Raw genomic sequence first — 13,844 nt, forward strand, 5'->3', positions numbered from 1 at the left:
AAATGGGCTTTAGCCCTGGTCTAGACCTGCGGAGTTGTGAGCCCCTTACCCGCACTTCGCCACAATCAACGTAATATCGTCATGCTGTCTCTCGCCGCTGAATCCACGTACCTCGCGGACCAGCGCGCCAAGCAGCGCTTGCGAATCGAGCTCGCGGTTGCGGAGCAGCGCGTTCACCAGCCGCTCTTCCCCAAACTGTTCTCCCTCAGCATCGAACGATTCGGTAACGCCATCTGTATAAAGCACCACTGTATCGCCCGCCGAAAGCTGGCACTCCCCAACGGAGCACTCCCAATTCTTAAAAAGGCCGACAACCGTCCCCGTCGAATCGAGCCATTCAAGATCGTTGTTTGAGCGTAACAGCAGCGCAGGCAGGTGTCCGCAATTGGCATAGCGCAACCGCCGTGCCGCATCGTCGTACTCGGAAAAGAAGAGCGTAGCGAAGGCGTGGTCGGCCGTGTTTTCGCAGAACAGCCGATTGACGGCATGCAATAGCCGCTGCGGCTGTTCCAGCGCAAAAGGCACAAACGGACGGCTTGAATAGGTCGTGCACAAATTCCGGAAGTGCGCCTGCAAATTCGCCATCAAAAGTGCAGCCGCAGTGCCTTTTCCCGAAACATCGCCAATCACAAGTCCCATACGGTCGCCGCCAAGCTCCAGGAAATCGTAGTAGTCGCCGCCGATGGAACGCGCCTGTATACAGAGACCCTCATATTGCAACGTAGCCAATGATGGCAGCACCCTCGGAAAGAGCTGCGCCTGCACTTCGCGGGCATGTTCCAGTTCCTGTGCCGTTCGGCGTTCCGCTTCGAATCTCTCGATATGTTCACGGCGATGCTCTTCAACCTCGCGGACAACGGAATCATCTGTTGTCAGCGTGAATGAATTGCCGTCTATATCCTGAAAGGTTGTCGAGATGCTTCCGAATGGATCTGTCTGCGGCTCCTGAAGGAACGGAACGCCCCGATTGCGCCATTCCTTGTATTTGCCGAAGACATCTTCCGTCAGGAACGCGATCTGCATGGGCCTGCCGATGAGTTTGTATTCCTCCGAGCCGGGCCGGGGCGAGGTGAGCGCAAGCATGGCGGTTCCATCCGGCGGCGCGACAGTCACTAAACGTTCGCCGGAGGGTGATTCCGTATCCAGCGCCAGCTCGAATCCAAGCTGCTCCACATAAAACCTCAGACTCCGCTCCTGATCGCGAACGAACACGTTCACAGTACCGAGGCGAAGATACAGGTCCTGCCGGTCAGGATGAAAGCTGCATCGGTGCGCATGATGACGATGGCCCAGGGCCACGCCGGAAGCAGGCGAGCTCATACGCGGCATTATATTCGTGGATGCCCAGGCTCGTAGAGACCTGGGCTTTCTATCAAACCTTGCGTAGCAAGGCTGGTAGAAGCACCGGGCTTTAGCCCGTGAATAGAGCGCAAAACAGAAAAGGCCTTCAGGCCCGGGTTAATAAGGAACGAGGGATCATCACACCCATGCCGTAACCAGCCGCGCGACATTACCGCGCAATTGCAAACCGTCCCTGCGGCCCTTGAAATACCGCGCGTTAATGTCGCCTGACGTCAGCTCCTCAATCCTGCCGAAGCCCGCGCGTCGCAATTCCTGCTGCATCTCCTGCGGCGGGAAGAAAAGCTGGAACGGTTCGCCCGCTATGGCCACACGTTCAGCAAGCATGTCGAGCGCAATCTTTTCCTTGAAGCTAAGCAGCTCCCGCGGAAGCGCGTATTCAAACGTCACTCCGCTTCCTTCCGGCAGCGATCCGATCATGCCGATCGTCGCACGGAAAGCTTCGAGCGTGAGGTAAGGCGTGACCCCAAGCCACGAGAAGAAAGCTGGCTTTTCAAAATCGAATGCGGTTTGCGCCAGCCCTTCGGTCAGGGTCTGCTCCTCAAAATCAACCGGAACAAAGCTCAGCGAAGCCGGGACTGCGATGTCCGCCTCTGTAAGCAAATACCACTTCCACTGCTGGGTTGCCGGATGGTCCACCTCGAAAACCCTTAGCTGCTCAAACGGATTGCGATAGGCAAACGTATCAAGCCCCGCGCCCAGAACAACATACTGCTTTACGCCCGCCGCAACTGCGCTGCGGAGATGGTCTTCCGCGCAGCGACTTCGCGCCACCATGAAAGAGCGCATCGCCCGCGAAAACTGATTGTTGTGCTTTTCCCGCTCCGCCGTGATGCCGTCTGCCGCTTGTGGCCCAAGGATGCGGACCGCAACAGGGTCGTCGAGCACAAGCGGCGGGTGATCGAGGACCTGATGAACAGCGCGCCGCCGGGCCACTCCGAATGCGGTTTTGCTGGGGCTGCCCTCCTGCATGTACCGAGTGTATCCGAGGGCTGCGCCAAACTCACTCCGTGGACACCTGCCAGGCATCCTTCGTCTGCACCAGTGTCGTCGTCGCACTCTTCGCTGTGGAAAGATCGGCCTGCACATTCGGAAAAGCGGCTTGCGTTTCCTGCGACTTCGCCCAGTCCGGAACACCTGTCAGATCATAGTGGTAGTTCACCACCGCCGTATTACCGCCGTTCGCATTCTTGCTTTAGGCTGTAGTTATCAATCGAGGTCGCATCGCGATGCCCATAGCAGAAGTTGCCGTACCCCGGTTGGGCCGGATCAGCTGTCCATGCCGAGCGCCCTTTGTCCGAAAGGTCGTAGTCATTCACCTGCTTCGAACCAACGAGGAAGCGCTTCTTCTCCTGCGGCGTGCGCGTCAGCAGCCCCGCGTCAGTCAGCGCATCGAATCCCTTCGTCTGCGTATCGTTGCTGGTGTCAGCCTGCACGGGAAATTTGACTGGACTCTGCCACACGCAGCTCGGATGCACGGCATAGTAATTGTCAATCGCAGTCTTGAAATTTCCTGTGTCCGGCCTGGTTCTGCAGCCGACGACCGCGAAAATCATAATGCCGCACAACACGCTCGTTGAAGCGAAACTCATCCTCGGAATACACATAGCAATTCCTCTAATCAGTTTGGATGCAGAGCTATTCCGGGATGCGTTTCGTCAAAGGTTTGTTGCCTACTTGTTATTCAGCGGCTTCCTCGCAAAGTAATACAACGAGAACGCCAGCAGCAGAAACGCCACAATCGAAATCGACTGATGCTGCAGCAGGCCATAAATCGGGCTTCCTTCTGCGAACCACAGATGCAGCTCGTGCCCGGTTGCAGCTTCATACAGCTTGATGGCCACGCCTGTCAGGCCCATCACTCCGCCCGCGGCAATCAGCCCGCTGGCATAAAGCGATCCGGGCGAGATTTCGCTGCTCGTCTCTTCAGCGTCGCCTCCGGCCTTGGCAACGGCGCGGTCCACCATCCAGCGCACAATGCCTCCGCAAAACATCGCCAGCGTCGTCCCAATCGACAAATACGCTCCCACCGCGAACGACAGCGACCGCACGCCCAGCACTTCCACTGCAAGCACCAGAAAGACTCCAAGAAACACCAGCCCCCACGGCAGCTTGCGCGACAGAATTCCGTTGATGACCGTCGCCATCAGCCGCCCCTGCGGCGCAGCGGCCTTTTCGCTGCCGATACCCTGTATCCACTGCACCTCAATCTTGCCCGTCTGCGGGTTGTAGAGATACTTCCCATCCGGCAGCGTCGTCGATCCAAGCGCGTTCAGCAGTTCGTACTGCCCGCCCTCCACAAACTCCGTTGAGTTGTCAGCCTTGGTCAGCAAAAAACGCTGCCGCGCAAAGTGCTGCTGCTGCACCTGCACTCCATCTGGCGGAGCGCTCACGTTGAAAGCAATCGGCTGCTTCATCGGCGTAAATGTTTCCAGGCCCTTGTTCATCGCATTGAGCGTGACGCCGATCGAAAATACTGACACCACCACGCCCACCATCACCGCAAGCTGCTGCTTCCACGGAGTAGCGCCGATAATGAATCCCGTCTTCAGGTCCTGCGACGTATCGCCCGCGTTGGCCGCCGCAATGCACACCACGCCGCCAATCATGATGGCCAGCGCGCCGAACGCCGGAGCCGTCCAGCCCTTCACCAGAAAAATCGCCGCCGTCGCCATGATCGTCGCAATCGTCATGCCGCTGATCGGATTCGCCGAGCTGCCAATCAGCCCCACAATGCGGCTGCTGACCGTCACAAACAGAAAACCGAACACCAGAATCAGCAGCGCTGCCGCCAGATTGGCAAGCCATCCCGTGTAAGCGCCTGGAACGGGCTTGAACGTCAGAAACAGAAAAATCGACAGCACCAGCAGCGCGCTCCCCAGCAGCACAATGTTCATCGGAATATCGCGCTCCGTGCGCAGCGACCTGTCCGTCGCCGCATTCCTGCCGATGGTCTTCACGCCCGCGCGCAGCGCTCCAACAATCGTCGGCATCGTCCGCAGCAGCGTAATCAGGCCTGACGCGGCAACCGCGCCCGCTCCCATGGGTCGGATATACACGCGCCACAGGTCGCTCGGCGACATCTGCGAGATGGGGACCGTGCCCGGATAAATCGCTCCGGGATAATGCGCGCCAAAGAAATGAATCGCCGGCATCACGACCAGCCAGCTGATAATACCGCCCGCAAACAGCGTCCCCGCAATGCGCGGCCCGATAATGTAGCCCACGCCTAGGTATTCCGGCGTTGCCTCAGCGCGAATCGCCGCGCCCGGCAGCCACTTCGGCTCGTAGTTCGGAGTGCTCGGCCATGCGCTCAACAGGTTTTCATTCTGGAAGAGCGTGTAGAGCGCGCCCAGCCCCAGGCCGAAAAAAACCCTGCTGGCAAACGATCCGCCGCGCTCCCCGGCAATCAGCACATCGGCGCAGGCCGTGCCTTCCGGATAAGTCAGGTTCCCATGCTCTTCGACAATCAGTTGCCGCCGCAGCGGAATCATGAACAGCACACCCAGCCATCCGCCCAGCAGCGCCAGCATGAAGATGCGGATGTACTCAAGATCGAAGCCAAGAAAGATGAGCGCCGGCAGCGTGAAGATCACGCCCGCCGCAATCGACTGCCCCGCATTGCCCGTGGTCTGGACAATGTTGTTCTCAAGAATCGACGCCCGCCCCAGCGCCCGCAGCACGCTGATCGAGAGCACGGCAATCGGAATCGACGCCGCCACGGTAAGTCCGGCCCGCAGCCCGACATAAACCGTAACCGCCCCAAAAAGCAGCCCAAAAATGCCGCCCAGCAGAATCGCGCGAACAGAAAACTCAGGCCTCGACTCACTCGCGGGAACAAAGGGTTGAAAACCTTGCGGTGCAGCCAAACAGGATACCTCCAGGAAGCGAGAGTGTATCAGGATTGGGCCGCGATTAGGCAGGGACGAATATGCTTCTTCCCAGAAGCAGTACCAGCGATCCCATTATTCCCACCAATGTCATCCTGAGCGGAGCGCAGAAGGCGCGCAGTCGAAGGACCCGCAGCGGGAACAGCTGCGAATCGTTGCGGAGCAACGATCACCTTTGCCTTTCGGCTGTAAGGACAGGCTGCAACTAAAAACAATGCCGATCCTGCCCTGAGCTTGCCATAGGGTGGGAAAGGGCGAATCTCAACCCCACAAGCCTTGCGAGAGCAAGGCCCGGTAGAAGCACCGGCCTTTAGGCCGGTGAATAAGTGAAACACAAAGGGGCCTTCAGGCCCGGGGCCTGGATTCTCAGTTATCCCTGTTGTGGCTCGTCTTCCTTCTTTTCAAGGTGCTCGGCGAGTGCCCCGGCGCCTTCAAAGCCGGCAACGGCAGCCGCGCCTTCGGTCAGGATCGATGCATTCGGGTCCAGCTTCTTCGCGCCTTCCACTGCGACCACGGCTCCTGCGATTTTCTCCGCATCTTCCAGCAATCCCATAACAAACCTCCTTAAAGGATTCAGCGAACGAGGACCCGCCCCATGCGAGGCGCAATCAAAATACCACTGGCCGCTGTGAACGCACAATTCGTAATCCTTACGCCGAGCGAACAGATCGCGCGATGCGTCCCGAAACGCCAGCTTGCCCCCACCGATGTCATCCTGAGCGAGAGAGTCGAAGGACCCACACGAACAAAGTTCATGCGAATCGTTGCGGAGCAACGACGGTCTTTGCTTTTCGGCTGTAAGGACAGGCTGCAGCTAAGAACAATGCTGGGTGCCGGGTGCCCCAGGTCTCTATGAGACCCGGGATTTCGTATCAATCCTTGCGAAAGCAAGGCCCGGTCGAAGCCCCGCGCTTTAGCGCGGGGAATAGAGGAGCGGCACGCAGAGAGGGCCTTCAGGCCCGGGCAGTTTCCTTTGTCAAGTCCTTACGAAGGTAACTTTTGCCGCAAGCTTATGAAAACAATCGGCTTAAAAGAAGCTTCATCTGACCTGTTATTTCCCTCAACCTGCTAAAATAGAAATAAGAGCAGAAATCAAAACAAACGCCCGCCAAAAAAGCGGGCGTTTTCATTTCTAAGCTCTGGAGGCCAGAAAGGATTCTCTCGTAAGTCATTGAAAACACTAGGAACCACCTAAACCCAAGCAGAATCAGCCGCATAGCAGGGGATGATCCCCCGCTAAACCATTGAAAACAAATAAAACTGCCCACCATAGGGGAGGGGGAGGATACCTATGCCCGCAGCTCAGAAAACGCCCTTCTATGAATGCCAGCACGTTCGCCCCAGCGGAAAGAAATGCCGCGCCATCGCCATTCGCGGACACCGCTTCTGCTACTTCCACCTTCAGTTGCGCCGCGCCCCATCTTCCGTTACGCCCGCCGAAGCCGCAGCCAACGGAGCTACCGCGACCGTCCCTGCCGCTGCCACCATCGCCATGCCCATGCTCGAAGACCGCACCGCCGTTCAGATTGTCCTCACCGAAGTTCTCCGCGCCCTCGCCGTTAACCAACTCGACGCTAAACGCGCCAGTCTCCTGCTCTATGGCCTGCAAATCGCTTCCGCCAACTGCAGCAGACTCGACCAGATCGGAAACCTTCACTCCGTCCGCCGCCTGGAACTAACTCCCGAAGGCGAAGAAGTCGGCCCACTCGTCGAGTTCGACTGAGCAGGCGCTATCCTAAACCATGTCCATCCGCAGGCTGCTGGCTTACGCGGCGATTTACATCCTCTGGGGCGGGTCGTTTCTGGGGATTCGCGTGATTGTGGCAACCGTGCCGCCTTTCTTCGCTGCCGGATTTCGCTTCACGCTGGCCGGACTGCTGCTGGTCGGTTACAGCTATCTCCGCGGACAGACGAACATGCCGCGCGGCTCGTTGCGCGGCGGCGCAACGCTCGGATTCATCATGTTCACCCTGATGTATGCAGCGCTCTTCTGGGGCGAGATTCGCGTGCCGTCAGGAATTGCGGCGGTCATATCGGCCATGATTCCGATTTGGATCTTCATCGGAGAACTGGCAATTTTGCGCTCGCAGAAGGCCACAGCAATGTCAGTCGCGGGCATTATTCTCGGATTCGCCGGAGTGGTGGTTCTGGCATGGCAGGCGCCTTCATCGGCTCATGGAGCTGCGAACCGCGCCGAAACACTAGCCATGCTCGTCCTGATCGGCGGCACGCTTTGCTGGTCAGGCGGAACGCTGTTGTCGCGCAAGCTTTTTTTGCCAAAGCCGCAGACGCTGAACGCCGGCTTGCAGATGGCCATTGGTGGTTCCTTGCTGTTTGTATTGTCGGCATTAGATGGAGAAATGCGGCGTCTGCCTCCACTTCATGTACTGCTGCGACCAACGCTGGTCCTGAGCATGGCGTATCTAGTTTTCTGCGCTTCAATTCTCGCGTTCACAGCGTATGTCTGGCTGATTGCGCACGAGCCGGCCACGCGCGTGGCGAGTTATGCCTACGTGAATCCAGTGATTGCTCTGCTTGCCGGAGCTTTGCTGGCCGGTGAGCGATTGACTGCGGTTCAGGGGTTTGGAGTTCTGCTGGTGCTCGGCGGTGTCTTTGCTATCTTGACTGGAAAGCAGGTGGTTCCTGCTGCGCGGAAGGTTGCTGCCTGAGAGTACGAACTATCCACCTGCGCACCGCCAGCACCTGGAATTGTGCAATGTTTCGCGCTACACTGTTAACAGTGGCAGGCATTGCCAGCCATGAGAGGTGTGTCTTCTCCAGTCAGCGTGACGCAAACGCGCTCGACGTAAGACAGGCCGGTGCTTCAGCATGGAGAGCGGTCGCTCGCGTGCTGCGAAGTCCGGTGGACAACCTCTGTTGCGCCCTCTTTCCCGCGCCATGCCGCCTGTGCGGCGAATCTCTCCTGCGTATCTCCCGCGTTCCTGTCTGCGTTTCCTGCTGGAAAAATCTTCCCGAACAATCTGGCTGCTTGTGCGCGATTTGTGGCGAAGCGCTGGGCATCTCCGACTTCGGCGAATCGGAAAAACTGCTGTGCCGCATCTGCCGTGCGGCTGCACCGCCCTTCGCACGCGCCGTTGCGCATGGCCTCTATCAAGATCATCTGCGGTCATTGCTGCATCTACTTAAATACGACGGAATGGAGCCGGTCGCCGGACCGTTGGGCGCTCTTCTGGCGCGGCAGGTACAGGAGATGGAAGGCTTACCTGAAAAGCTGCTGGTAGTTCCGGTACCGCTATTCCGCACGAAGCAGCGGCAGCGCGGCTTTAATCAGGCGGAGACGCTGGCGCGAGCTGCAGTGAAGGAGCTGCGAAAGATGCGTCCCGACTGGGAATTAACGCTGGCAACGGGAATCCTTGAACGCCGCCGCTCCACGCAAAGTCAGGCGGGGCTTACTCCGCACCAGCGTCGCGCCAATTTGCGCGGCGCTTTTTTTGCGCCTTCTCCGAAAAAGCTGAAAGGCGCGGATGTGCTTTTGATCGACGACATTTACACCACAGGAACAACGGCACGGGCATGCGCGCAGACACTGCGCCGTGCCGGAGCGAACAACGTGTATGTGGCGACAGTGGCGCGGGCGCAGCGGCAGGAGATGGTCCAGCCGCCGGCCATGCCCGCACAGGATGTACCGATGCACGACGATGTGGCGATCTGGGATGCGGGATTTGTTCCTGCGGCCCCCGGCATGTAAGCGCTGAGGGCCGCGCTCATTCAGGTCTGTGTTGGAGGCTGAGAAATGTCACTGGGAAGAGCCATGATTCACGCGCGCAAACTGAAGCACGTCGTAGCTCCACGCGAAGAGGCGCGGATACCCGCCAGCACCACTATGCAATCGCCGGTGCTGGTGCTGAACGCCTCTTATGAGCCGATCAACATTTGCGGAGCGCGCCGCGCCCTGGTGTTGGTGCTGAAAGGCATTGCCAAGACTGAAGAAGAGCAGGGCGCGATGCTCCATGCCGCTCGCGTCCTCATGCCACTGCCCTCAGTCATTCGCCTGCTCGAGTACCGACGCATCCCGCACCAGACGCGCGCTCTCTCGCGCAAGAACATCCTGTTGCGCGACCGCAACAGTTGCCAGTATTGCGGCATTGTTCTGCCCGCAGGCGAGCTCACGCTCGACCACGTCGTCCCCCGCTCGCGCGGCGGTCTGTCAACATGGGAAAACCTTGTCGCTTGCTGCCATGCTTGCAATCGGCGCAAGGGCAACCAATTGCTGCACGAACTGGAGGACATGAAACTGCTGCGTGAGCCGCGTCCGTTCACGCTGCACACCAGCCGGCATATCATGCGCATGATCGGTCACAGCGACCAGAAGTGGAGGAAATACCTCTACTACTGAGGCTTTGTCGGCTGCTGTTGCGGCGACGGCTGCCCCGCTCCCGGAGTCGTTCCCTGCCCAATCTCCTGCCCGTCAAAAGTGATTTTCACCGTCGATCCGAACCGCTTGTACTTGGCGTATTTCAGCGTTTCGCGAATGTGCACTTCCTGGGCCATGTAGCCGTTCCCACCGGAGAAGTGCAGGATGCCTTCACCCCGCGTATAAACCGGAAACCAGTATTTCCCGTCAATCTGTTCGCGATAGGTCGTGAACGGAGGCGATAAGTCTTCGTGTCCCTTACGCGTATCGTCAGGTACGTTCTTCCCATTCGTGACGACAATTTGCAGGTCTTTCTGGTCCACCCAGATGCGCCCCAGGAAGTAGCGCTTGTTCTTCTCCATGACCTTCGGTTTCACGTCGAAGACATAGGTATCGACTTCATCGACCTTCTGCTTGCCGACATACGTCAGGTCATATTGGCCAACGTCTTCTTTGGTCAGCACGAAGGGCAGCCGCTGCTCGATGTCCTGAAAATCAGCCGGACTCATGGAGATGCGCACTAGAGAGTTTTCCGGCGCGAAGACGACTTTTTCATAGCGGTGGCCGCTCGGGTCGAAGGTGATATCGGTCACCTGATAGTACTGGCCGTCTACCTTGTTATCGTCGTCCAGCGTCTCCACCTTCACACTGCGCTCATAGGTGTAATCGCCCATGGCGGCGCGAAACTGCGATTCCTTGGCGGTGAAGTTGTCGATAATCTGCTGCGCGGGAACGGATGGCGCTGACGTATCGAGCTTGCCGAAGCCGGCGTCGAGCGGCATGGCCGTGTAGGACACCTGCGCAAATGCGGCAGTTGTGAGGAATCCGACAGCGAATGCGAATGAGAACAGCCGCTTTCGATTCACTGAAGTCATAATCACTCCACTAACAGGATAGACGCGTCGGAGCCTGCCTGGGGCACTCAATCGGGCTGGTTACGGTAATTTTTCGGCGCATCAAGCATGAATTGCGGCGTACACTTGGCTCATCCTCCCCGGGACAATGACCGAGTTTTACCGAATACCGGTGCTGGCGCTCCTGAGCATGCTGCTGGTGGTCTTTGTCCTGCTATATCTCCAGGCGCGAACCACGCGGCGGCTCCTCTGGCTAGTGGGATGGAGCATGACCACTCTCCACCTGGCCACTGAAGTGGCTGGCGTGCGAAGACCCAGCATCGGCTTTGCTGTTTCTAACGCGGCTATGATTCTGGCGGCGATGATGTTTCTTGGTTCCATGTCGCCGCTTGCCTTTAAGCGATGGCCACGGTTCCTGTACGTTTATGCGTTCGCCGCGCCTCTGCTGCTGTTTGCGGTAGTTATCTCGATATATCCCCAGGCAAATGGATGGCTGCACTGGTTGCTTGTGCTTTGCGCGTTCACGGCGACTTGGGCAGCTATGATGTGGGGCCTCCGCAAGAATCTATTGCCGCGTTGGCTTACAGCAGGACTGCCAATCGTGCTGGGTGCTGTTTGTATCTGGATTACGTACGACGGAAACTATTCTTTTGTGTTGTTCCTCGCGCAGAGCGCCAGTAACCTGATGACCGCCTTGCTGTTTGCGGCGGCTTACCGGCGTTGGAGTCCAGGAGTAATGTTTACTTCGCTGGGATTCTTTCTGTGGAGTATGCCTGCCGTGATTGACTCGATCTTTGCCGCGCATGGACCGCCAGTTATGGTCGGCCGCGGTCTGAATCTCGTCAAAGTCATGACGGCGGTCGGCATGATTCTGCTGGTGTTAGAAGATGAACTGGCGCAGAACAAAGTGGCGAAGGAACGCGACTATCGCGCGCGCATGGAGATGGAGCGCTATTCCGAGATCGACCTGTCACTTCTTTCGGGCGTAAACGCCGATGCAGCATACCAGCATGCCTGTGAAGTGATCGTCGCGGCCAGCCGCTTCAGCCAGGCATTGCTCTTTCTACGTAGCGTCGAAAGCAACTTTCACGTGGTTGCGCATGCGGGAATGGACGATCCTCTGGTTGTTGGGCTTGAAGCGCTCGGTAAACGGGTTACTCCAGAGCAGGCCGATCGCTTCCGGCATAGTGAGAGCGTCGCCATCGAGATGGGTAATACTCTGAACGTGGATCTGCGGCCACTGTTCGTCCCCAGCGATCCCTTGGATCGGTTGCAATACCACCGAACGTACGCGATCCCACTGGAAACGCGAAAGGGTACGGTGGATGGCTGCCTTTTCCTGGGTGGATTGAAACAGCCTGAGCAGCCTCTTCGCCCAGACGACCTGTTGCCGGTGGAATTATTGGTTGCGCGTCTAGCGGCAATGCGCGAACACAATGCGCTGATGCAACGTATAGCACGGTCGGAAAAGCTGGCCGGCCTGGGACAGATGGCCGCGGGTGTTGCCCATGAACTGAACAATCCGCTGACAGTAGTGCTCGGTTACTCGGAGATTCTGCAGGAGACGCTCGAGGGCCGACCTGAACATGAAAACATGTCGGTCGTACGCGGCGAAGCGCAACGCATGAAGCAGATTATTGAGAGTATGCTGCGCTTCTGGAGACCGTCACCGGTCGAGCATGTTTCCGTGTCGCTGACAGAGATCCTGCGGGACATCTGCCAGCTTCGGCGCACGGAGTTTAACCGTCGCCAGATCGATTTACAGCTTCATATCGCCGATGACCTGCCGGAGATTGATGGCAACCGCAGCCAGCTCCAGCAAATGTTTCTGCACCTCATCAATAATTCAGTGGAAGTATTCAGTTCGGACAACCGACAGGCAAAGACGCTCCGTGTCGATGTAAGCCATGACGGCGACGAGATACGCGTGTTGATTTCTGACAATGGCCCAGGGTTCGTCGACCCCGACCGCGCTTTTGATCCTTTTTCTGCAATTAAATCTCCGCGCGCTGGAGCAGGCAAGGGTCTGAGCGTGTGTTATGCCATTGTGCGCGATCACGGCGGCGAGATCACGGCACATAATCTGCAGCCCCACGGTGCAGCGCTCGTAGTCCAGTTGCCGCTACCTAGGCGGCGTAATGAGCCGGAACTGAGCGATGAAGCCCTTGCCCACTAGAAAACCTCTGCGAACCTCAGCGGTTCCCCGTCCTCTGCGGTGAAACGACGCATCTTGGCGTTCTTACCGCCACGGTTGTAGCCTTTGAGAAAACCATGTCCGGACTGAAACGATTCCATCTGCCCCTCCTGCTCCTGCTAGCCTGCTTCGGCGGTGCCGCCCAGACAAAACGCCCTATGACCTTTGAGGATCTGATGAAGATGCGCCGCCTCGGCGACATCGCCGTTTCTCCCGATGGCCATTGGGTGTTATTCAGCGTGACGGATGTAGACCTCGCGAAGAACACGCGCACTTCGCATCTGTGGATTGTCCCGACGGCTGGAGGCGATGAAAAGCCGCTCACGGATTCACTGGCGGGTGAGAATCGTGGCCGCTTCTCGCCCGATGGCAAGCAGATTCTCTTCGAGAGCGCCCGCGAAGGCGGCCAGCAGATATGGCTGGCTCCATTTGACACAGTCACAGGCACAATTGGCGACGCGCATAAGCTGACGAGCCTGAGCACCGAGACCGATGGCGCGATCTGGTCTCCGGATGGGCAAAATATTCTGTTCGTTTCTTCGGTCTATCCCGATTGCAAAGACGACGCCTGCAACAAACGGCGCGATGAAGAGCAGGCGCAGTCAAAGGTGAAGGCCCAGATTTTTACTCATCTCTTGTACCGGCACTGGAACGCCTTCATTGGAGACAAGCGCAGCCACCTCTTTCTGGTTTCTATAAATGGTGGCGATCCGCGCGACCTCACTCCCGGCGATGAGCACGATGTTCCGCCCTTCTCGCTCGGCGGTCCCGACGGATATGCGTTTTCCCCCGACGGGAAAGAAATAGCATTTGAAGAAAACCTCGATCCGGTTCCGGCCATCAGCACCAACTCTGACATCTTCACACTGCGCCTCGATGATCCAAACGCGAAGCCGGTGAAGATTTCCACCAGTCCCGGCGGCGACCACTCACCTGCCTATTCACCAGATGGCAAATACATCGCATGGCGCTCCCAGGCGCGCGCCGGATATGAGAGTGATCGCTTTCGCCTGATGCTCTATGACCGCGCGACGAAAATTGCTCACGAAGTCGAGTTGACCCTGAAAACATATCCCAAAACAGGTGGAGCACCCACGGAAAAAGCGCTGGATCGATGGGTTGACGAATTTGTCTGGGTCGATGACTCGCAACATATCTTATTCGTAGCCGGA

The 13,844-nt window shown here is 57.9% G+C and carries 12 protein-coding genes and 1 pseudogene; 6 read left to right on the top strand and 7 right to left on the bottom strand.

Annotated elements, in window-relative coordinates:
• Positions 1–45 precede the first annotated feature (45 nt).
• The 6 genes from VEV40_RS08090 to VEV40_RS08115 all read right to left on the bottom strand — a co-directional run bounded on the left by VEV40_RS08090 (position 46) and on the right by VEV40_RS08115 (position 5,802).
• Positions 46–1,320 (bottom strand): PP2C family protein-serine/threonine phosphatase, encoded by a 1,275-nt coding sequence (locus VEV40_RS08090; RefSeq protein WP_324831455.1) that lies wholly within the window; start codon positions 1,318–1,320, stop codon positions 46–48.
• Between the two features lie 159 nt (positions 1,321–1,479).
• The gene (locus tag VEV40_RS08095; RefSeq protein ID WP_324831456.1) at positions 1,480–2,331 is read right to left on the bottom strand and encodes a class I SAM-dependent methyltransferase; all 852 of its coding nucleotides are present in this window, start codon (positions 2,329–2,331) and stop codon (positions 1,480–1,482) included.
• Between the two features lie 31 nt (positions 2,332–2,362).
• On the bottom strand, positions 2,363–2,521 hold the full coding sequence (locus VEV40_RS08100) for a hypothetical protein (protein WP_324831457.1): 159 nt from the start codon (positions 2,519–2,521) through the stop codon (positions 2,363–2,365).
• 10 nt (positions 2,522–2,531) lie between these two features.
• Positions 2,532–2,951 carry a hypothetical protein gene (locus VEV40_RS08105; RefSeq protein ID WP_324831459.1) on the bottom strand — a complete coding sequence of 140 codons (420 nt, stop codon included), beginning with the start codon at positions 2,949–2,951 and terminating at the stop codon, positions 2,532–2,534.
• Between the two features lie 81 nt (positions 2,952–3,032).
• Positions 3,033–5,228 (bottom strand): OPT family oligopeptide transporter, encoded by a 2,196-nt coding sequence (locus VEV40_RS08110; RefSeq protein WP_324831461.1) that lies wholly within the window; start codon positions 5,226–5,228, stop codon positions 3,033–3,035.
• Between the two features lie 391 nt (positions 5,229–5,619).
• Positions 5,620–5,802 carry a hypothetical protein gene (locus tag VEV40_RS08115; protein ID WP_324831463.1) on the bottom strand — a complete coding sequence of 61 codons (183 nt, stop codon included), beginning with the start codon at positions 5,800–5,802 and terminating at the stop codon, positions 5,620–5,622.
• Positions 5,803–6,540: 738 nt separating this feature from the next.
• On the opposite strand from VEV40_RS08115, the gene VEV40_RS08120 reads away from it, so the two are divergent.
• Genes VEV40_RS08120 through VEV40_RS08135 form a run of 4 tightly spaced genes read left to right on the top strand, consistent with a single transcriptional unit; the run spans position 6,541 to position 9,606 of the window.
• Positions 6,541–6,972, top strand: a complete 432-nt coding sequence (locus tag VEV40_RS08120) for a hypothetical protein (RefSeq protein ID WP_324831465.1) — start codon at positions 6,541–6,543, stop codon at positions 6,970–6,972.
• Positions 6,973–6,991: 19 nt separating this feature from the next.
• A complete protein-coding gene (locus tag VEV40_RS08125; protein ID WP_324831467.1) occupies positions 6,992–7,918 on the top strand; it encodes an EamA family transporter in 927 nt (308 codons plus the stop codon).
• A 47-nt stretch (positions 7,919–7,965) separates the two neighbouring features.
• Positions 7,966–8,958 (top strand): ComF family protein, encoded by a 993-nt coding sequence (locus tag VEV40_RS08130; protein WP_324831468.1) that lies wholly within the window; start codon positions 7,966–7,968, stop codon positions 8,956–8,958.
• 45 nt (positions 8,959–9,003) lie between these two features.
• Positions 9,004–9,606, top strand: coding sequence for an HNH endonuclease (locus VEV40_RS08135; RefSeq protein ID WP_324831471.1), 603 nt, complete (start codon positions 9,004–9,006; stop codon positions 9,604–9,606).
• On the opposite strand, the gene VEV40_RS08140 is transcribed toward VEV40_RS08135, so the two are convergent.
• A complete protein-coding gene (locus VEV40_RS08140) occupies positions 9,600–10,499 on the bottom strand; it encodes a hypothetical protein (protein WP_324831473.1) in 900 nt (299 codons plus the stop codon). The two genes, VEV40_RS08135 and VEV40_RS08140, sit on opposite strands and share 7 nt — an antisense overlap.
• A gap of 127 nt (positions 10,500–10,626) precedes the next feature.
• Between VEV40_RS08140 and VEV40_RS08145 the strand changes: the two genes are divergently transcribed.
• Positions 10,627–12,654, top strand: coding sequence for an ATP-binding protein (locus tag VEV40_RS08145; RefSeq protein ID WP_324831475.1), 2,028 nt, complete (start codon positions 10,627–10,629; stop codon positions 12,652–12,654).
• 95 nt (positions 12,655–12,749) lie between these two features.
• Positions 12,750–13,844 (top strand): annotated as a pseudogene (locus VEV40_RS08150) (S9 family peptidase); the annotation flags it as partial.

The sequence above is a fragment of the Alloacidobacterium sp. genome (assembly GCF_035631355.1).
Taxonomy (GTDB): domain Bacteria; phylum Acidobacteriota; class Terriglobia; order Terriglobales; family Acidobacteriaceae; genus Alloacidobacterium.